Source organism: Aerolutibacter ruishenii (genome assembly GCF_007830115.1).
Taxonomy (GTDB): Bacteria; Pseudomonadota; Gammaproteobacteria; order Xanthomonadales; family Xanthomonadaceae; genus Aerolutibacter; species Aerolutibacter ruishenii.
In genome coordinates this window covers 176710-194075 of record NZ_VLKP01000005.1, presented here as the reverse complement: position 1 = coordinate 194075, position 17366 = coordinate 176710, and the positions used below count along the sequence as shown (strand labels likewise).

Below are 17366 nucleotides of genomic sequence, written 5' to 3'. Positions count from 1 at the left end.
GCAGGCAAGCGGCGTCAGTCGCGGTAGGCGCTGGTCAGCGTGTGCAGGTGCATGCGCTCGGCGTCGCGCAGGAACGGGGCGATCAGCATCATCACCTGCACGATGCCCTGGCGGATTGCCGCCTGCTCGTCCTTGTTGCCGCGCGCGGCCGAATAATTGAGCCAGAAGGTGGCCACCAGCAACACGTTGGTGGCGGTAGCCGCCAGCTCCTCGGCCGATGCGCGCATCACCCCGGCCTGGGAAAGCCCGCGCATCACCGCGTGCGCCTGCTCGTCGGCGCGCCTGAGGATGCGGGCGAAACGCAGCCGCAGGCGGCGGTTGCGGCTGAGGATCTCGACCAGGTCGCGGTGCAGGAACCGGTAATCCCAGATGCACTCGAACACCATGTGCAGCTGCAGCCAGACATCCTCCAGGCCCGGCAGGCGCCCCTCGGGTGCGCCCAGCGCGGTGTCCATGCGCTCCTCGAAGCGCGCGAACAGCTGCTCGATGATGTCGTCCTTGTTGCGGAAGTGGTAGTAGAGGTTGCCCGGGCTGATCTCCAGCTCGTCGGCGATGTGGTTGGTGGTGACGTTGGGTTCGCCCTGGGCATTGAACATGCCCAGCGCCGCGTCGAGGATCTTCTGGCGCGTGTCCTTGGCCACTCGGCTTGGGTCCTTGATGCGCGGGCTCAGCCGCGCAGTTTCTTCACGAGGTCGACGTACTTCTTCATGGCGTCGCCCTGCGGCGTGCCCTTGAGCTTGGACCAGGCCTCGTACTTGGCGGTGCCCACGAAATCGAAGAAACCGGGCTTGGGGCCGGCCACGTCGCCCTCGGCGCCCTGTTTGTACAGCGCATAGAGGCGGAGCAGGGTGTCGTTGTCGGGGCGTTCGGACAGGCCCTTGATATCTTCGGCGGCTTGCTTGAATGCGGTTTGCAGGTCCGACATGGCCCTCCGAGGCGCCACGAAGTGTTCTTTCATCACACCATGCAGGGGGTGGAGGGTCAATACGGACAGGAATTGTGGGGGCGTCGCCAGTCTGGCAACGTAGGTGCAACGGCGCCGTGCGGGGCACCGTGCCAGCGCTGCCGCCGGGCAAGCGCGCCCGCCCCCGCCAGGGACCCGTCGGGACCACAACCAGGAGAGGGGCATGGGCTATTTCGTGACAGGCGCGACGGGCTTCATCGGGCGCTTTCTGGTCTCCAACCTGCTGCTCAAGCGCAAGGGGCCGGTGCACGTGCTGGTGCGCAAGGACTCGCTGGAAAAGCTCGAGGCCATCGGCCGGAAGATGGGCTGGGACATGAAGCGCGTACTGGTGGTGCAGGGCGACATGACCCGCGCCAACTGCGGCGTGTCGGCGGCGAAGATCCGGGCGCTGCAGGGCAAGGTGAAGCACTTCTTCCACCTGGCCGCGATCTATGACCTGACCGCCAGCGCCGAGGCGCAACGCGTGGCCAACATTGATGGCACCGCGCATGCGCTGGACCTGGCGGCGGCGATCAAGGCGGGCTGCTTCCACCACGCCAGTTCGATCGCCGCGGCGGGCCTGTACCCGGGTGTGTTCCGCGAGGACATGTTCGAGGAGGCCGAGGGCCTGGACGATCCGTACCTGCGCACCAAACACGATTCGGAAGGCCTGGTGCGAGCGGAGAAGCGTGTGAAGTGGCGCATCTACCGTCCCGGCATGGTGGTGGGGCATTCGGAGACCGGCGAAATCGACAAGATCGACGGCCCGTACTACTTCTTCACCTTCCTCAAGAAGTTGCGCGAGATGCTGCCGCCGTGGATGCCCACGCTGGGCCTGGAGGGAGGGCGCATCAACATCGTGCCGGTGGACTTCGTGGCCGATGCGATGGACCACATCGCGCACAAGCCGAGGCTGGACGGAAAGTGCTTCCACCTGACCGACCCCGACCCCATGCGCGTGGGCGAGGTGCTCAACACGTTCGCGCGCGCCGGGCATGCGCCGGAGATGACGATGCGCATCGATGCGCGCATGTTCGCCTTCGTGCCCGGCAGCGTGCGCATGGCCGTGGGCAGCCTGCCGCCGGTGCGCCGCTTCATCGGCATGCTGCTGCGCGATTTCAAGGTGCCCAGGGAGACGCTGAAGTTCCTGACGTACCCCACGCGCTTCGACAACCGCGAGGCTGAGCGCGCGCTCAAGGGCAGCGGCATCGGCGTGCCGCAGCTGGACGCTTATGCCTGGCGGCTGTGGGACTACTGGGAGCGCCACCTGGACCCTGATCTGTTCGTGGATCGCTCGCTGAAGGGCAAGGTCAAGGGCAAGGTGGTGGTGATCACGGGCGGGTCATCGGGCATTGGCCTGACCACGGCGCAGAAGGTGGCGGCCGCGGGCGCGACCACGATCATCGTCGCGCGCGGCGAGGAGGAACTGTTCAAGGCGCGTGATGCGATGAAGGCGGCCGGCGGCAAAGTTTTCGCCTATACCGCCGACCTCTCCGACATGGCCGACTGCGACCGGTTGGTGAAGACCGTGCTGGACGCACATGGCAAGGTCGACATCCTGGTCAACAACGCGGGCCGTTCCATCCGCCGTTCGATCGAGCTGTCGTATGACCGTTTCCACGATTTCGAACGCACGATGCAGCTGAACTATTTCGGCAGCCTGCGGCTGATCATGGGGTTCCTGCCGGGCATGACCGAGCGGCGCCGCGGGCACATCATCAATATCAGCTCGATCGGGGTGCTGGCCAATTCGCCGCGTTTTTCGGCCTACGTGGCGTCGAAGGCGGCGCTGGACGCCTGGAGCCGCTGCGCGCAGGGCGAATTGTCGGGCAAGGGCATCTGCTTCACCACGATCAACATGCCGCTGGTGAGGACGCCAATGATCGCGCCGACCCGGATGTATGACAGCGTGCCGACGCTGAGCCCGGAGGAAGCCGCGGACATGGTGGTGAAGGGCATCATCGAGCGTCCCAGCCGCATCGCCACGCGCCTGGGCATCTTCGCTTCGGTGATCAATGCGCTGGCACCCAAGGCGTACGAGGTGGTGATGAACACCGCATTCGAGTTGTTCCCGGATTCGGCGGCGGCCAAGGGCGACCGGGACATGCCCGGGAACGAGCAGCCGAGCAACGAGCAGATCGCATTCGCGTCGCTGATGCGTGGGGTGCACTGGTAGGGCAGGTGGGCCCGTTGGCCTGAAGGCGTGTTTGCAGTGCAGGCGCGAGGTGCGCGGTAGGCCCGGGTGACCGTGGGGTGTTGGCCCTGGGCATGGAAAAGGCCGCCAGACGTGTCCGGCGGCCTTGGATCGTCGCGGCATGCGTTGCGGTCTAGAACGTGGCGCACTGCAGGAAGCGCACCGATCCTCCGCTGTCGGTTGAAGGCTGCAGGTGCAGGCGCGAGGTGCGAATGGCCTCGTAGCGCTTCACGACGGCACAGACGGCGTCGACCTGCGGCTGGTCGGCCGGACCGGTGAGTTGGATCTGGAGCGTGGAGCGGGTGGACCAGGCGACCGAATCCACCCCCGGCAGGGCACCGACGGCATCGATCACGTGCTTGCGCTGCTGGTCTTCGGGCAGCGGCGCGATGGTGATGATGGGGGCGGCGGGCCCGGACGCGGGCGTTGCGACCTTGGTTGCGGTCCCCTTGGTTGCGGCGGGATTGGCGATGTTGGTCTCGTTGACCGTTGCCGGGGGCACGTCAGTACCCTTGGGGGCGATGAGCAGTGCCACGCCGATGCCTGCCACCAAGGCACCGATCCAGCCGAGGGCGGCGGTGCGTGAGAGTTCGTTGCGGGCCTTCTGCAACAGTCCGTTGTGAACGCTTGGAGGCAGCAGTGGGTCGATCAGCGGCCACAAGGTGGCGCCGTCGATCATTTCCACGGTGCCGGCCAGTTTGCGTGCGGACGGTTCCACCGTGCCCAGCGTGACCAGCATGCCGCCGGCGGCGCCATTGAGGCGGATTGCGTTGTTCAGTTCACCCACGTGGGTGCCGGTGATGCGGGTGTTGGGGCCCTGCCTGCAGCTGAGCAGCCAGGTCTGGCCGCCGCGGGCGAGGCGCAGGTCGGTCTGGTCCGGGTTGTGTTCGTCGGCATGGGTGTCGAAGCCCTGGGCCTGCAGGGCTTCGATCACGAAGCGGGAGAATTCGCGCCAGCGCATGCCGGCCAACGTGGCGATGCCGCCGGCCACGACCAGTTGGCGCTGCTTGACCAGCCACAGGTAGGTCATGAAGCCGCCGCCCAGCAGCAGTGCCACCGCCAGCACGATGCCGATGAATGATGCGTTGAGCATTCCCACCCCGAATTGATCACCCAGCGACGAACTATACGTGGACGCCGCGGCACTGTTCAGTGCCTGGGCGCACAGGCGGCATGTGATGCGGGGCGACGGGGCGGGTTACGGCGTGGTGGGCGGCTGCGGCGTGCTGATGGCCTTGCGGGTACGCTTGGCCGGTGCCTTTCGCGGAGCCTTGGCGGTCTTGGCGGTCTTGGCTGCCTTGGCGACCTTGCGGGCCGGCTTGGCGCCGCCAGCCGCGGTCTTGCTGGCTGAGGCCTTGGCCGCTCGCTTGGCCGGGGCGCGGGCGGCCGGGGTGGCCTTGCCCGGCTGACGCAACTGGGCGGTCAGCTGGTCCACGCGGCGGCTGAGCTCGTTGAGGTCGTCGCGGCCCGGTACGCCAAGCTTGTTCATCGCCCGCTGCACACGGTCCTCGAAGACCTTTTCCAGGCGATCCCAGGTGTCGGCGGCGCGCTCGCGGGCATGGCCGACCTTGTTCTCCATGGCACCACGGACCGCGTCGGCCTGGCCGCCGGCCAGTTTGCGCGCGGTCTGCTCCAGGTTGAGCCCTTCCTTCACCAGCGATTCGAACAAGCGCGTGCCTTCGCTCTGTGCGCGGCCGAAGGCGCCCATGCCGGCCAGCCAGATCTGCTGCGCGGACTCGCTGAGCGTCTTGGTCAGGCCTTCGGCGGTGGAGGCGGAAGCGCCCTTCTTGGCGGTCGTCTTCTTCGCGGACTTCTTGAACGTTGCCATGGTTCCCTCAGGGGATGGACGGGGTGTCTTCCACCTTGCGTCGCGGGCTTAGAGTTTTCACACCAAGCGTGCGGGCGCTGCGCCCGTCAGGCGGGTTGGCGCTTCTTGCGGGCGGTGCCGGGGCGGGTCGTGGTGCGTTTGCGCTTCGCCCGCGGCGCGGCGGCAGGCGGGGCCGCAACGCGCTGCTCCACCTCGTCCAGTGCGCGGCGCAGGCGCGCGGTGGTGTCCGAGTCGCGCGTGGCGGGCGGCAGCCCGTCGAGGATGGAGCGGTGGGGGGCGTTGACCACGGCTTCGCGCAGCGACATGCCGTGCGCGGCCAGCAGGGGGCCCAGGGTGTCCGTGCGGCGGCGCAGGTCGGCCAGCGTGTTGCGGTAGCCGATCTGGGCGATGCGCGCGCGGGCGGAGAAGCTGAAGGCGTTGGTGAAGAACATCTCGCCATCGCGCGCGTTGGGCTCGAAGATCAGCTGGTCGATGTCCGGATACTGGGTGGCGTATTTGGCCAGGCCCACCTGCATGCGCGACTGCAGCAGCGTGCGGAAGGTCTGCGACAGCACGGCGGGCAGGCCGCCACGCGCCAGACGGCCGGAGTGGCTGGCACCGGCTTCCAGGCCGTCGTCGTCACCTTGCGCGTTGAACGGCACCAGTGGATTGACGCCGATCAGCAGGTCGATGTCCTGGTCCAGCACCACCGAGGCGTGCATGGTACGGCGCAGGGCGCCATCGACGAAGCTGCGGCCGCGGACCTGCACGGGCGGGTACAGGCCGGGCAGGGCGGCGCTGGCCTGCACGGCCTTGGAGATGGGCACGTCGCGCCATGGATCGCTGCCAAAGCGCACGGCCTCGCCGTTGTCGAGGTCCACGGCGATGACGTACAGCGGTGCGTCGAGCTTGCGGAAATCGTTGGTGCGGCCGCGTTGGCTGAGCACGTCGCGCAGGAAGCGTTCGACCGGTGCGTTGTCGAACAGCCCGGTAGGCACCAGGCTTCCAAAGCGCATCAGGAAGCTGGACCAGCCCGCGTCCCACGGCGAGCGCAGCACGTCCCGCCACCACTTCTGCGTGATCTGCGGCAGCGCGGTCAGGCGACGGACGTACTCGGCCACGGCCGGGCGCATGAAGTCGGACGGGCGGAACGCCACGTCGTTGCTGTCGCCGGTGATGAAGATGCGGCACATCTCCTCGGTGCGCATGCGGTTGGCCAGGCCCGCGGCCAGGAACGCGCCGCTGCTGACGCCGACGTAGCAGTCCATGCGGTTGAGGTCGAGGCCTTCGATGGCTTCGTCCAGCGCGCGCAGGGCGCCCAGTTCGTACATGCTGCCGATGGGGCCGCCGCCGGCAATGGCCAGCCCGACGCGGGGCTTGCCTGCGGTTTCACGGCGATGGCGGGCGGTATGGAGTGACAGCATGCGCAGCGGTACGGACGGGTTCGGCCGAGTGTAGCCCAATCGTCCGGTGGTGCCGTGGTGACTCCGTCACGTCACGGGAGCGGGCGATAGCGCCCTGTCCATGATGCTACCGGTGCACCGGCGTGGACAGGCCAGGCCACACCCTGCGGTTGCAGGGCAGGGGCGCGCCGGTCGATGATCGTCGGTCATGGCCCGAACCCGCGACCTGTCCGCACGGCTGCCCGACCTGCTGCGGCGCCACCAGCACCTGACGGATCCGGAGCGCGAGCCCCGCAATGGCCTGCGCTGGCTGCCGGAACTGCGTCGCTGGCAGGCCGAGCGCCTGCGCCGCAGCTTTGCCCATTTCCTGGACGATCCGAAGCGGCGGGCGGCGGCGGAGTTCTTCCTGAGCGACGTGTACGGCGACCACGACTTCAGCCAGCGCGATGCCGACATCGCGCGCGTGGTGCCATTGATGCAGAAGCTGCTGCCCGAGAGCCTGCTGGCCAGCGTGGCCGACACGGTCGAGTTGGGGCTGCTGACCCATGCCTTCGACCTGCGCATGGCCGACGCGCTGGAAGCGCTTGCGCCACGGCGCCGGCGGCTGGACGACGCACTCTATGGCGAGGCGTACCGTGCATGCGGGCTGCCGCGGTTGCGACGCCACCAGATCGACCTGATCGCGCGGGCGGGCAACGATCTGGGCCGCGGCCTGAAACTGCCGGGCGTGGGCATGCTGCTCAAGCTTTCGCGTGGACCGGCGAAGGCGGCCGGGCTGGTCGAGTTGCAGGGGTTCCTGGAGCGCGGCGTGGAGGCGTTTTCCCGGCTCGGCGACCCGGCGGGGTTCATTACCGAGATCGAGCGCAATGAGCGTGCGTTGTCGCGCCGGCTGTTCGCCGGTGAGCCGCTGGAACTGCCGGACGCCTGACGCCTGACGACCTGCAGCGTGCGTCAACCGGCCAGGAAGGCCTGCACGGCGGCGGTGAAGGCCTCGGGGGATTCGACGTTGCACAGGTGGCGTCCGGCAACGTCGGCATAGCGGCCGTCGGCGACGCCCCGGGCGATGGCCTGGAGGTCAGCGGGCGGAGTCACCGGATCATCGCGGCCAGCCAACGCCAGCACCGGCAGGCTGACCTGCGCCAGGTCGCGGCGGAAATCCGCGGTGGCCAGCGCCGCGCAACAGCCTGCATAGCCTTCGGCATCGGTGGCGGCGAAGCGCGCCAGCGTGTCGCGGACGCGTTCGGGGTGTGCCTGCGCGTAGGCAGGCGTGAACCAGCGGTCGGCCGTGCCGTCCAGCAACGAGGCCAGGCCACGCTCGCGAACCTGGGCGATGCGCGCGTACCAGCCTTCCGCGCTGCCGATGCAGGCGGCGGTACTGGCCAGCACCACCCGCCCCAGGCGGTGCGGCGCGTTCAGTGCCAACCATTGCCCGACCAGGCCACCGATGGACAGGCCGCAGAAATGCGCCCGCTGGATGCCGACGGCGTCCATCAATGCCAGCACATCGCCACCCAGGTCGGCCATCGTGTACGCGCCAACGGGTGACGAGGACAGGCCATGGCCACGGCGGTCGTAGCGCAGGATGCGGTAGTGCGCCGCAAGCGCATCGACCTGCGGATCCCACATCGTCAGGTCGGTGCCCAGTGAGTTCGACAACACCAGCCAAGGCGCGCCCTCGCGCCCATCGATGCGGTAGTGCAGGTGCACGTGGCCGGCATCGAAGAATGCGTTTGCCTGGGGGATGGCCACCGCGTTCATGCGCGCTCGACCGCCAGGGCGATGCCTTGGCCAACACCAATACACATCGTCGCCAGGCCGCGCTTGCCGCCAGTGGCTTCCAGCTGGCGCAGCAGGGTGAGCGCCAGGCGCGCACCGCTCATGCCCAGCGGGTGGCCGAGGGCAATGGCGCCGCCATTGGGATTGACGTGCTCAGCATCGTCAGCGAGGCCGAGCTGACGCGTGCACGCCAGTCCCTGCGCGGCGAAGGCCTCGTTGAGTTCGATCGCGTCGAAGTCGTCGATGGTCATGCCCAGGCGCGCCAGCAGCTTCTGCGTGGCCGGCACCGGTCCGATGCCCATCACGCCCGGCGCGACACCGGCGGTGGCCAGGCCCAGCACGCGTGCGCGCGGGATCAGGCCGTGGCGTGCGGCCGCGGCTTCGGAGGCGAGCAGCAGCGCAGCGGCGCCGTCATTGATGCCCGAGGCGTTGCCGGCGGTGACCGTGCCCGGCGTGCGGAACAGCGGCTTGAGCTTGGCGAGCGCTTCCAGCGTCGTGTCCGCGCGCGGGTGTTCATCGGCGCGGACGGTGACGACTTCGCCGCGCTTGCGGCCGGGAACGTCGACCGGGACGATCTCGCCTTCGTAGAAGCCGGCGGCCTGCGCGCGTGCGTTGCGCTGCTGGCTGCGCAGCGCAAACAGGTCCTGGTCCTCGCGCGAGATGCCGTATTGCGCAGCGACGTTCTCCGCGGTCTCGCCCATCAACTCCACGCCGTGCATCGCGCGCAGCGCCGGGTTGATGAAGCGCCAGCCCATCGTGGTGTCTTCGAGGACCTGGTTGCGGGCAAAGGCGCCGTCGGCCTTGCCCATGACATACGGGGCGCGCGACATCGACTCCACGCCGCCGGCGATGGCGACCTCAAGTTCGCCGCTGGCGATGGCGCGCGCGGCGGTGCCGACCGCGTCCAGGCCGGAGCCGCACAGACGATTGATCGTGGTGCCGGGCACCTCGACCGGGTAACCGGCCAACAGCAGGCTCATGCGCGCGACGTTGCGGTTGTCCTCGCCGGCCTGGTTGGCGCAGCCCATGAACACGTCGTCGATCTGGCGCGGGTCCAGCGACGGATTGCGCTTGAGCAGTTCGGCCAGCGGCACCGCGCCCAGGTCGTCGGCGCGGATGCCGGCGAGGGCGCCGCCGTAGCGGCCGATCGGGGTGCGGATGCCATCAACGATCAGCACGTCGCCCATCATTCGCCTCCCTTGGTCTTGCCGTGGGCCTGGGCGGTGCGTTCCTCGAGGGCGCGCAGAGCATCGAGTTCGGTGGTGGTCGGCGGCACGGTCTCGCCCACCTGCGCGGCGAAGCGGATCGGCCAGCCGGTGGCCTCGACGATCTGCTCGCGGGTGACGCCAGGGTGGATTGACACGACGGTCAGCTCGCGGCTGACCGGATCGGGCTCCATGATGCACAGGTCGGTGATCACCGCGACCGGACCCTTGCCCGGCAGGCCGGCACGGGCGCGCGCGTCGCCGCCGTCCATGTGGCCCACCGAGGTGACGAAGTCGAGCTGGTTGACGAAGGCGCGCTTGCCCTGGCGCATCACGATCAGCACTTCCTTGGCCGAGCCGGCGATCTCCGGCGCGCCGCCGGCACCCGGCAGGCGGGTCTTGGGCGCGTCGTACGGGCCGATCACGGTGGTGTTGAGGTTGGCGTGGCGGTCGATCTGCGCCGCGCCGAGGAAGCCCACGTCGATGCGGCCACCCTGCAGCCAGTAGCGGAAGATCTCCGAGGTCGGCACCACCGTGTCGGCGGTCTCGGCCAGTTCGCCGTCACCGATGGACAGCGGCAGCACGGTCGGCTTGGCGCCGATGGGGCCTGATTCGTAGATCAGCACCGCCTCGGGCGCGTGCGTCAGGCGGGCGAGGTTGGCGGCGGTGGAGGGCAGGCCGATGCCGACGAAGCACACCGCGCCATCGGGCAGGCGGCGGGCGGCGGCCACGGACATCATCTCGTTGGTGGTGTAGCTGCTCATGCGGCCTCCGCGAGCTGCGAGGACTCGGCGTACACGCGGCGGAACTCGGCGAAGTCGGCCGTGTCGCGCACGTGGCGCTGGATCCAGGCAGTGAACGCCTCGCGGTCGCGCGAGATCGCATCCCACGCCAGGTAGAAGCGGTTGTCGCGCTCGTTGTAGCCCTGCGCGTACGACGGGAACGCCCCGCCGGGCACGTGGCACACCGCGCTGATCACCCACTTGGGCAGGATGCAGGCATTGGGCGCGGCCTCAAGCTTGTCGACGATCTCCTCGACGGTGACGATCAGGCGCTTGGCCGCCAGCGCGGCTTCCTTCTGCACGCCGAGGATGCCCCACAGCAGCACGTTGCCCTGGCGGTCGGCCTGCTGCGCGTGGATCACGGTCACGTCCGGGCGCACCGCCGGCGTGGTCGCCAGCGTTTCGCCCGTGTACGGACACTGGATGAAGCGGATGTGGTCGTTGTGCTTGGGCAGGTCCGAGCCGGTGTAGCCGCGCAGCACCGCGAACGGCAGGCCGGACGCACCGGCCACGTACGCGTTGGCCATGTCGGCATGGCTGTGCTCGCGGATGTCGAGCTTGTGCGGCCAGCCCTTTTCCACCGCGTCGCGCAGGCGGTGCAGTGAACCCACGCCCGGGTTGCCGCCCCACGAGAAGCGCAGCGACTTCGCCGCACCCGAACCGATGAGCTGGTCGTAGACCAGGTCCGGGGTCATGCGCACCAGCGACAGGTCGCGCTTGCCCTGGCGGATGACCTCGTGGCCGGCCGCATGCGGGATCAGGTGCGTGAAGCCTTCCATCGCCACGGTGTCGCCATCGTGGATCAGCTGGGAAACGGCTTCTCGCAGGGAACAAAGCTCAGCCATGGGGGACCTCGGCGTGTTCTGACGGAGTGGGGGCGGGCGGTGGCGACCGGTCAGGCCGCCGCGCGCACACGCTCCACCACCTGCGTATCGGCTTCGCCGGCCAGCGGGGTCAGGGTGAAGTCGAAGGCGATTTCGGCGAACGGCGCATCCAGGCCGCGGGCCTGCTGCGAGGCCGCGTCGTCGCGCTGCACCACGGTCGGGATCAGGTCATCGCGGGTGGCGAAGGCGAAGTCGTCGTGCAGGTACTCGTCGCCGTCGATGTTGATCTGGGTGGTGAGCTTGCGGTAGCCATCGCCGGTGACGAAGAAGTGGATGTGCGCCGGGCGGCGGCCATGGCGGCCGAGCAGGTCCATCAGGCCCTGGGTCGGACCGTCCGGCGGGCAGCCGTAGCCGGTGGGCACCAGGCTGCGGAACTCATAGCGGCCGTTGGCGTCGGTGCGGATGCTGCGGCGCAGGTTGTAGGCGCTCTGCGTGCTGTCGAAATAGGAGTACATGCCCTTGCTGTTGGCGTGCCACACTTCCACGATGGCGCCGGCCAGCGGCGAGCCGTCGCGGCCGCGCACGGTGCCGTGCATGATCAGCACCTGGCCCTCGTCAGGATCGGTGTCCAGGCGCGCGCTGCCTTCGCTGAGCGGGGCGCCGGCCACGTACAGCGGGCCTTCGATGGTGCGCGGGGTGCCGCCTTCGATGCCTTCAGCCGCGTCCTGGGCGTCCATGCGGATGTCCAGGTACTTCTCGAAGCCCAGGCCGGCGGCCAGCAGACCGGCTTCACCGCGCTGGCCGACCACGTTGAGGTAGTTCACCGCCGACCAGAACTCGTCGGGGGTCACGTCCAGTTCTTCGATCGTCTTGAACAGGTCACTCATGACCCGGTGCACGATCTGCTTGACGCGGGGATTGCCACCGGCCACGGTCAGGCCCGCGGCGGTCTTGATGAAATCCTGGACTTCGGCCGTATCAAAAACGTTGACGCTCATGGCTACCTCGGTGTGTCGCGGGGAGTGCGGTCGGTGGAAAGGAAGGGACGTGCCGCGCTCAGCGGTCGTCGTCGTGCAGCGAGGAGGGGTGGCGGCACAGCGCCTGCACCTGGATCTGCATGTACGGGAACAGCGGCAGGGACAGCAGCAGGTCGTGCAGCTCGGCGTTGCTGTCCACGTCGAAGATGCTGTAGTTGGCGTACTCGCCCACCACGCGCCAGATGTGGCGCCACTTGCCGCTGCGCTGCAGCTCCTGGAAGCGGGCCTTCTCCTCGGCCTTGAGGCGGGCGGCGGTTTCGGCGGGGACGTCGTGCGGGATGCGCACGTCCATGCGGACATGGAACAGCATGCTCAGGCTCCGGTGGGGGCGGTGATGGCGACGCTGGCATTGCGCTGAACGTCGCGGCGGAAGAACTGCACGCGCTCCTCGTCCAGTTCCACGCCCAGGCCTGGCCCGGTGGGAACGCTGACGTGGAAGTCGCGGTACTGCAGCGGCGTGGCCAGTATTTCCTCGGTCAGCAGCAGCGGCCCGAAGAACTCGGTGCCCCACTGCAGGCGCGCGAAGGTGCTGAACACCTGCACCGCCGATGCCGTGCCGATGCCGCCCTCGAGCATGGTGCCGCCGTAGAGTTCGATGCCGGCCGCATCCGCAATGGCGCCCACGCGCTGGGCGGCAAACAGCCCGCCGGCCTGTTCGGTCTTGACCGCGAACACGTCCGCGGCACGGGCCTGCGCCAGCAGGAACGCGGTATCGGGGTCCTGCACGGATTCGTCGGCCATGACCGCGATCGGGTAGCGGCCGGTGAGGCGGGCCAGCGAGGCCATCGTGCGGGTGGGCTGCTCGACCAGGTCGCAGCCCGCGTCGGCCAGTGCCGGCAGGCCGTGGTGCGCATCACGTTCGCTCCAGGCCATGTTCACGTCCACGCGCACGCTGGCGCGGTCGCCGACGGCGCGCTTGATCGCGGCGACGTGGGCCACGTCCTCGGCCACGGAGCGCAGGCCGATCTTGAGCTTGAAGACGTTGTGGCGGCGCGCGTCGAGCATTGCCTCGGCTTCGGCGATGTCCTTGGCGGTATCGCCGGAGGCCAGCGTCCACGCCACTGGCAGACGGTCATGCATGCGGCCGCCGAACAGTTCCGACATCGGCACGTCCAGGCGGCGGGCGTGGGCATCGAGCAGGGCGGTTTCCACCGCGCACTTGGCGAAGTGGTTGCCTTTGACCGTCTTGGCCAGCTTGGCCATCAGCGGGCGTACCGCGCGCGGGTCGGCGCCGACCAGCTGCGGCGCGATGTAGGTATCGATGGTGAGCTTGATGCCTTCCGGGCTCTCGGGGCCGTAGGACATGCCGCCGATGGTGGTGCCCTCGCCGGTACCGACCACGCCGTCGCTAGAATGGATGCGCACCAGCACCAGCGTCTGCGCGTGCATGGTGGCGACCGACAGGCGGTGCGGGCGGATGGTCGGGATGTCGAGGACCAGGGTCTCGACGCGTTCGATGCGGGGGGAGGCGGAAACACTGTCCATGCCCCCGATCTTTTTACGATCGTCACCGCAGGTCCAAGACCGTTTTGATCTTGCTCGATACCTTTTGGGTATCATTGGGGCTGCAGGGCCTGTACATGGCGCTTTATTGCACCGCAGCATACCTGCGCTAACAGTATGTTCCAGACGCCTTGAAGCGGGCGGGGAGGACCGGTGGAACTACGCCAGTTGCGCTATTTCGTCACCGTGGCCCGCGAGCGCAACTTCACCCGCGCCGCCGAGCAGTTGCACATCGCCCAGCCGCCGTTGAGCCGGCAGATCCAGCAGCTTGAGGACGAGCTGGGCGTGCGCCTGCTGGTGCGCAACAGCCGGCCGGTGCGGCTCACCGACGCGGGCCGGTTCTTCTACGAGCAGGCGCTGCAGATCCTGGGGCGCATCGAGCAGGCCAAGACGGCCACCCGCCGACTCGGCCAGGCCGAGCGCAGCGTGCTGTCGGTGGGGTTCGTGTCCTCGACGCTGTACGGCGGCCTGCCGCAGGTGGTGCGCAACCTGCGCAAGGATTTTCCCGACCTGGACGTGCAACTGGTCGAGTTGATGTCCTCCCAGCAGGTGGAGGCGCTCAAGTCCGGGCGCATCGACGTGGGCTTTGGCCGCATCCGCGTGGCCGACCCGGCGGTGGAACGGCTGATCATGCGCGAGGAGCGGCTGGTGATGGCGCTGCCCGACGGCCATCCGCTGGCCACGTCCGTGGAGCCGCTGTCGATCACCGCGTTGGCGGGGCAGAACCTGATCGTCTACCCCAAGGAGCCGCGGCCGAGCTTCGCCGATGCGGTGCTGTCGCTGCTGGCCGACCATGGCGTGCGCAGCGGCGAGGTGCTGGAGGTGCGTGAGCTGCAGGCCGCGCTGGGCCTGGTGGCGGCGGAGATGGGGGTGTGCGTGGTGCCGGCATCGGCGCAGGCGCTGCGCGATGACATCCATTACCGGCCCATCGCGGAGGAAGCGGCGACCTCGCCACTGATCATGGTGTACCGGACCAACGATGGGTCCGCGTACATCGAGGCCATCAAGGGCTACATCCGCGAGATGTATGACACCCACCCCGAGTGGCTGCACGACTCGCGGGTCACGTTGGCGCTGGCTCGCAGGGACTGACCCCGCCTGCGGCCGGGCCGCCACCTGCGCTCAGGCGAAGCGTTCGTCCAGCACGCGGCGGATCTCGCTCTCGATTGGTCCCTTCAGCGCGCCCAGCAGGAATCCGAGCTTGGCGGTGACGTGTACGTTGCCCGGCTGCAGCGCGATGTGGCCATCCACGCCGCTGCGGGTGAAGTGCAGCAGGTCGCCGTCCCAGTGGTGGTCGACGCCGAAGCGCTCGTGCAGTTTGCTGGCCACTTCCTCGACGACTTCGCGGGCCTTGGCCGGCGACAGCTTGTGGGCGTGATCGATGGCGATGTGCGACATGCGGTGGCTCCGGAGGGTGCGCGGGTATTGTGGCCGTCGCCGCGCGTGCTTCCAAGGGGGCTGGCCGTGCTAGATTCCCCGCACGTGACTGACCCAAGACTTCGCTTCCCGCACCGCGACCACCGGGACCTGGTTCTTACGCCGGGCGTGCATGCCGTGGGTCTTGATGCCAACGGCCGGCCGCGTCCGGTCGAAGCGGCCGGCGATGTGCGCGTGCAGTTCTGCGTGGACCGGCGTGGCATCTGGCTGCAGTTGCGCGAGGGGTTGCGCGGGGTGCACGTCAATGGCCGCCCGGTGCGGCGCATGGCCATGCTGCGACCCGGCGATGCCATCTTCTTCGAGGGCCAGTTGCTGCAGTTGCTGGGTGACGAGCCGCTGCCGGCACCGCCGGAGACCGTGGGCAGCGAGGGCAACGGGCATGCGCTGTTGCGTGGCGTGGGCGGGACCCATCACGGTCGCGCGTTCGCGATGGACCGGTCGCGCGTGGTGGGCCGGAGCCAGGAGTCGGACATCCTCATCGCCGACCACGACTTCGCCGAGCGGCATGCGCGCCTGGAACCGCATCCCAAGGGTATCGTGCTGCGCGACATGGGATCGGAGACCGGAAGTACGGTGAACGGCCATCCCGTGCGCCATGCGTTGCTGCAAGTGGGCGACCAGGTCGTGTTCGACACGGCCCACCGCTTCGTGGTCGAAGCCCCGATGCGGGCGTTGGCCGAGACCCTGCCGGACTCGGCGCTGTTGGACCAGGAGGGCCTGGCGCCGGTGCTGGTCAACACCGGCCGCCGCGCCGCGTTGTCGACTTCGGCGCGGGGCAGTTCCTGGTTGTTGCTGGCCGCGTTGGGCCTGGCGGCGCTGCTCAGCCTGCTGCTGCTCTTCGGCGCGCGCTGACCCCACGCCAGCGCTGCGCCACGCGCCAGCCCAGCAGTACCGCGAGGATCGTCGCGTATAGCAACGGTTCGCGGATGTCGGATTTCACCAGCCACCAGAAATGCAGCACCGCCAACACGCCGATGGCATAGACGGCTTTGTGCAGTTGCACCCAACGCCGACCCAGCCGGCGTATCGCCGCCTGGGTGGAGGTGGCCGCCAGTGGCACCAGGAGCAGCCAGGCCAGGAAGCCGACGGTGATGTACGGCCGCTTGGCGATGTCCTCGAAGATCTGCGTCCAGTAGCCGCGCAGGTCCAGCACCAGGTACGCCGTCAGGTGCAGGGTGGCATAGGCGAAGGTGTAGAGGCCGAGCATGCGCCGGAAGCGCAGGAACACCGTCTGTCCGGTGACCTGGCGCAACGGGGTCATGGCCAGGGTCAGCATCAGCACGCGCAGCGCCCACAGGCCGAGGCGGTGTTCGACTTCGGCCACCGGGTCGGCGCCCAGTGCGCCGCTGCCGGTGAGGAATTCCTCGCGGACCTGCAGGGCCAGGATCGCCATGGGCGTCAGCGCAAGGGCGTGCACGACGGTCTTCAGGGCCACGTTGGCCCTGGGCGAGGGGCGCCACGACGCCATCAGAACCACTTCCCCAGGTCCATGCCTCTGTACATGCCGGCCACCTGTTCGCCGTAGCCGTTGAACAGGCGGGTGGGGATGCGCTCGGCGAACAGCTTGCTGGCGGTGCCGGCGATGCGCCGCTCGGTCTTCTGGCTCCAGCGCGGGTGGTCCACGTTGGGGTTCACGTTGGAGAAGAAGCCGTACTCGTCCGGCTGCAGGTCATTCCAGGCGGTGGGCGGCATCTTCTCGACAAAACGAATTTCGACGATGGACTTGATGCTCTTGAAACCGTACTTCCACGGCACCACCAGCCGCAGCGGCGCGCCGTTCTGCTGCGGCAACGGCTTGCCGTACAGGCCGGTGGCCAGCAGGGTCAGCGGGTGCATGGCCTCGTCGATGCGCAGGCCCTCGCGGTAGGGCCAGTTGATGCTGCGATACACCAGCCCCGGCATCTGCCGCGGGTCGGCCAGGGTGGTGAAGGCCACGTACCTGGCTTTCGACGTGGGCTGGAAGCGCTTGAGCACGTCGGCCAGCGGCACGCCCAGCCACGGGATCACCATCGACCAGCCCTCCACGCAGCGCAGACGGTAGACGCGCTCCTCGGGCGTGAGGCCCTTGAGCAGGTCGGCCATGTCCAGCACGCCCGGCTTGGCGCATTCGCCGCTGACAGTGATCGTCCACGGCGAGGTGCGCAGGGTCTTGCGCGCCTTGGACGGATCGGTCTTGCCGCTGCCGAACTCGTAGAAGTTGTTGTAGCTGGTGACGTCCTCGACCCGCGTCAGCGTCTCGTCGGTGCGGAAGCCCGAGCGCACCTGTTGCGGCGTGATCGTCAGCTTGGGCGCGGGCGGGTCAGCCTCGGCACAGCCCGACAGCGCCAGCGCTGGGCTGGCGGCCAATGCCGCGAGCAGGCGCCGGCGGTCGCGGTACACGGCCTCGTCGGTGATCTCCGTGGCCGGGAGTCGCAGGGCGTCACGCAGGGACATGCGGCAACCTCGCAGGGGGGGC

General features: G+C 68.7%; 19 protein-coding genes. 4 read left to right on the top strand and 15 right to left on the bottom strand.

The features are described 5' to 3' along the window. Window positions 1-14: 14 nt before the first annotated feature. Both IP93_RS07720 and IP93_RS07715 read right to left on the bottom strand, forming a co-directional pair. Window positions 15-641 carry a TetR/AcrR family transcriptional regulator gene (locus IP93_RS07720; protein WP_144814089.1) on the bottom strand — a complete coding sequence of 209 codons (627 nt, stop codon included), beginning with the start codon at window positions 639-641 and terminating at the stop codon, window positions 15-17. 26 nt (window positions 642-667) lie between these two features. Beyond that, window positions 668-925 (bottom strand): acyl-CoA-binding protein, encoded by a 258-nt coding sequence (locus IP93_RS07715; protein WP_144814087.1) that lies wholly within the window; start codon window positions 923-925, stop codon window positions 668-670. Window positions 926-1127: 202 nt separating this feature from the next. On the opposite strand from IP93_RS07715, the gene IP93_RS07710 reads away from it, so the two are divergent. Further along, a complete protein-coding gene (locus IP93_RS07710; protein WP_144814084.1) occupies window positions 1128-3119 on the top strand; it encodes an SDR family oxidoreductase in 1992 nt (663 codons plus the stop codon). A gap of 151 nt (window positions 3120-3270) precedes the next feature. On the opposite strand, the gene IP93_RS07705 is transcribed toward IP93_RS07710, so the two are convergent. The 3 genes from IP93_RS07705 to IP93_RS07695 all read right to left on the bottom strand — a co-directional run bounded on the left by IP93_RS07705 (window position 3271) and on the right by IP93_RS07695 (window position 6368). Then, window positions 3271-4230: a restriction endonuclease gene (locus tag IP93_RS07705; protein WP_144814083.1), complete on the bottom strand. Its 960-nt coding sequence runs from the start codon at window positions 4228-4230 to the stop codon at window positions 3271-3273. Window positions 4231-4335: 105 nt separating this feature from the next. Next, window positions 4336-4965 (bottom strand): phasin family protein, encoded by a 630-nt coding sequence (locus IP93_RS07700; protein WP_144814080.1) that lies wholly within the window; start codon window positions 4963-4965, stop codon window positions 4336-4338. A gap of 86 nt (window positions 4966-5051) precedes the next feature. Then, window positions 5052-6368 carry a patatin-like phospholipase family protein gene (locus tag IP93_RS07695; protein WP_144814076.1) on the bottom strand — a complete coding sequence of 439 codons (1317 nt, stop codon included), beginning with the start codon at window positions 6366-6368 and terminating at the stop codon, window positions 5052-5054. 187 nt (window positions 6369-6555) lie between these two features. Between IP93_RS07695 and IP93_RS07690 the strand changes: the two genes are divergently transcribed. Continuing rightward, window positions 6556-7275 (top strand): DUF8198 family protein, encoded by a 720-nt coding sequence (locus tag IP93_RS07690; RefSeq protein WP_144814073.1) that lies wholly within the window; start codon window positions 6556-6558, stop codon window positions 7273-7275. Window positions 7276-7298: 23 nt separating this feature from the next. Here the strand turns inward: IP93_RS07690 and pcaD are convergent, their stop codons facing one another. From pcaD to IP93_RS07655, 7 genes are read right to left on the bottom strand one after another with little or no spacing between them, the layout of a single operon-like run. Then, window positions 7299-8105, bottom strand: coding sequence for a 3-oxoadipate enol-lactonase (pcaD, locus tag IP93_RS07685; protein WP_144814070.1), 807 nt, complete (start codon window positions 8103-8105; stop codon window positions 7299-7301). Further along, entirely contained in the window at window positions 8102-9310 is a 1209-nt protein-coding gene (gene pcaF / locus IP93_RS07680; RefSeq protein ID WP_144814069.1) for a 3-oxoadipyl-CoA thiolase, read from the bottom strand. Before pcaF ends, pcaD begins: the two co-directional genes overlap by 4 nt. Further along, window positions 9310-10092, bottom strand: a complete 783-nt coding sequence (locus IP93_RS07675; protein WP_144814066.1) for a CoA-transferase subunit beta — start codon at window positions 10090-10092, stop codon at window positions 9310-9312. The genes pcaF and IP93_RS07675 overlap by 1 nt, the downstream gene beginning before the upstream one ends. Further along, window positions 10089-10955: a CoA transferase subunit A gene (locus IP93_RS07670; protein WP_144814063.1), complete on the bottom strand. Its 867-nt coding sequence runs from the start codon at window positions 10953-10955 to the stop codon at window positions 10089-10091. Before IP93_RS07670 ends, IP93_RS07675 begins: the two co-directional genes overlap by 4 nt. Window positions 10956-11005: 50 nt before the next feature. After that, window positions 11006-11932 (bottom strand): catechol 1,2-dioxygenase, encoded by a 927-nt coding sequence (gene catA, locus IP93_RS07665; RefSeq protein ID WP_144814061.1) that lies wholly within the window; start codon window positions 11930-11932, stop codon window positions 11006-11008. Window positions 11933-11990: 58 nt separating this feature from the next. Then, a complete protein-coding gene (gene catC, locus IP93_RS07660) occupies window positions 11991-12281 on the bottom strand; it encodes a muconolactone Delta-isomerase (protein WP_144814058.1) in 291 nt (96 codons plus the stop codon). Between the two features lie 2 nt (window positions 12282-12283). After that, complete coding sequence (locus IP93_RS07655; RefSeq protein ID WP_144814056.1) at window positions 12284-13456, bottom strand: muconate/chloromuconate family cycloisomerase; 1173 nt, start codon at window positions 13454-13456, stop codon at window positions 12284-12286. Window positions 13457-13627: 171 nt separating this feature from the next. On the opposite strand from IP93_RS07655, the gene IP93_RS07650 reads away from it, so the two are divergent. Then, entirely contained in the window at window positions 13628-14566 is a 939-nt protein-coding gene (locus IP93_RS07650) for a LysR family transcriptional regulator (protein WP_144814055.1), read from the top strand. Between the two features lie 30 nt (window positions 14567-14596). Here IP93_RS07650 and IP93_RS07645 read toward each other — a convergent pair whose 3' ends face one another. Then, window positions 14597-14872 carry a polyhydroxyalkanoic acid system family protein gene (locus tag IP93_RS07645; RefSeq protein WP_144814052.1) on the bottom strand — a complete coding sequence of 92 codons (276 nt, stop codon included), beginning with the start codon at window positions 14870-14872 and terminating at the stop codon, window positions 14597-14599. Window positions 14873-14956: 84 nt separating this feature from the next. On the opposite strand from IP93_RS07645, the gene IP93_RS07640 reads away from it, so the two are divergent. Further along, entirely contained in the window at window positions 14957-15763 is an 807-nt protein-coding gene (locus tag IP93_RS07640; RefSeq protein ID WP_144814050.1) for an FHA domain-containing protein, read from the top strand. Here IP93_RS07640 and IP93_RS07635 read toward each other — a convergent pair. Then, window positions 15732-16379, bottom strand: a complete 648-nt coding sequence (locus IP93_RS07635) for a protein-methionine-sulfoxide reductase heme-binding subunit MsrQ (RefSeq protein WP_144814047.1) — start codon at window positions 16377-16379, stop codon at window positions 15732-15734. The genes IP93_RS07640 and IP93_RS07635 overlap by 32 nt on opposite strands. Continuing rightward, window positions 16379-17344, bottom strand: a complete 966-nt coding sequence (msrP, locus tag IP93_RS07630; RefSeq protein WP_144814045.1) for a protein-methionine-sulfoxide reductase catalytic subunit MsrP — start codon at window positions 17342-17344, stop codon at window positions 16379-16381. The genes IP93_RS07635 and msrP overlap by 1 nt, the downstream gene beginning before the upstream one ends. Window positions 17345-17366 lie beyond the last annotated feature (22 nt).

Coding starts and splice junctions, on each gene's coding strand:
- IP93_RS07700 (WP_144814080.1), bottom strand. CDS start 4,965: ATGGCAACGTTCAAGAAGTCCGCGAAGAAGACGACCGCCAAGAAGGGC.
- IP93_RS07655 (WP_144814056.1), bottom strand. CDS start 13,456: ATGGACAGTGTTTCCGCCTCCCCCCGCATCGAACGCGTCGAGACCCTG.
- IP93_RS07645 (WP_144814052.1), bottom strand. CDS start 14,872: ATGTCGCACATCGCCATCGATCACGCCCACAAGCTGTCGCCGGCCAAG.
- pcaD (WP_144814070.1), bottom strand. CDS start 8,105: ATGAACGCGGTGGCCATCCCCCAGGCAAACGCATTCTTCGATGCCGGC.
- catC (WP_144814058.1), bottom strand. CDS start 12,281: ATGCTGTTCCATGTCCGCATGGACGTGCGCATCCCGCACGACGTCCCC.
- IP93_RS07715 (WP_144814087.1), bottom strand. CDS start 925: ATGTCGGACCTGCAAACCGCATTCAAGCAAGCCGCCGAAGATATCAAG.
- pcaF (WP_144814069.1), bottom strand. CDS start 9,310: ATGGGCGACGTGCTGATCGTTGATGGCATCCGCACCCCGATCGGCCGC.
- IP93_RS07670 (WP_144814063.1), bottom strand. CDS start 10,955: ATGGCTGAGCTTTGTTCCCTGCGAGAAGCCGTTTCCCAGCTGATCCAC.
- IP93_RS07710 (WP_144814084.1), top strand. CDS start 1,128: ATGGGCTATTTCGTGACAGGCGCGACGGGCTTCATCGGGCGCTTTCTG.
- IP93_RS07705 (WP_144814083.1), bottom strand. CDS start 4,230: ATGCTCAACGCATCATTCATCGGCATCGTGCTGGCGGTGGCACTGCTG.
- IP93_RS07675 (WP_144814066.1), bottom strand. CDS start 10,092: ATGAGCAGCTACACCACCAACGAGATGATGTCCGTGGCCGCCGCCCGC.
- IP93_RS07695 (WP_144814076.1), bottom strand. CDS start 6,368: ATGCTGTCACTCCATACCGCCCGCCATCGCCGTGAAACCGCAGGCAAG.
- IP93_RS07690 (WP_144814073.1), top strand. CDS start 6,556: ATGGCCCGAACCCGCGACCTGTCCGCACGGCTGCCCGACCTGCTGCGG.
- msrP (WP_144814045.1), bottom strand. CDS start 17,344: ATGTCCCTGCGTGACGCCCTGCGACTCCCGGCCACGGAGATCACCGAC.
- IP93_RS07635 (WP_144814047.1), bottom strand. CDS start 16,379: ATGGCGTCGTGGCGCCCCTCGCCCAGGGCCAACGTGGCCCTGAAGACC.
- catA (WP_144814061.1), bottom strand. CDS start 11,932: ATGAGCGTCAACGTTTTTGATACGGCCGAAGTCCAGGATTTCATCAAG.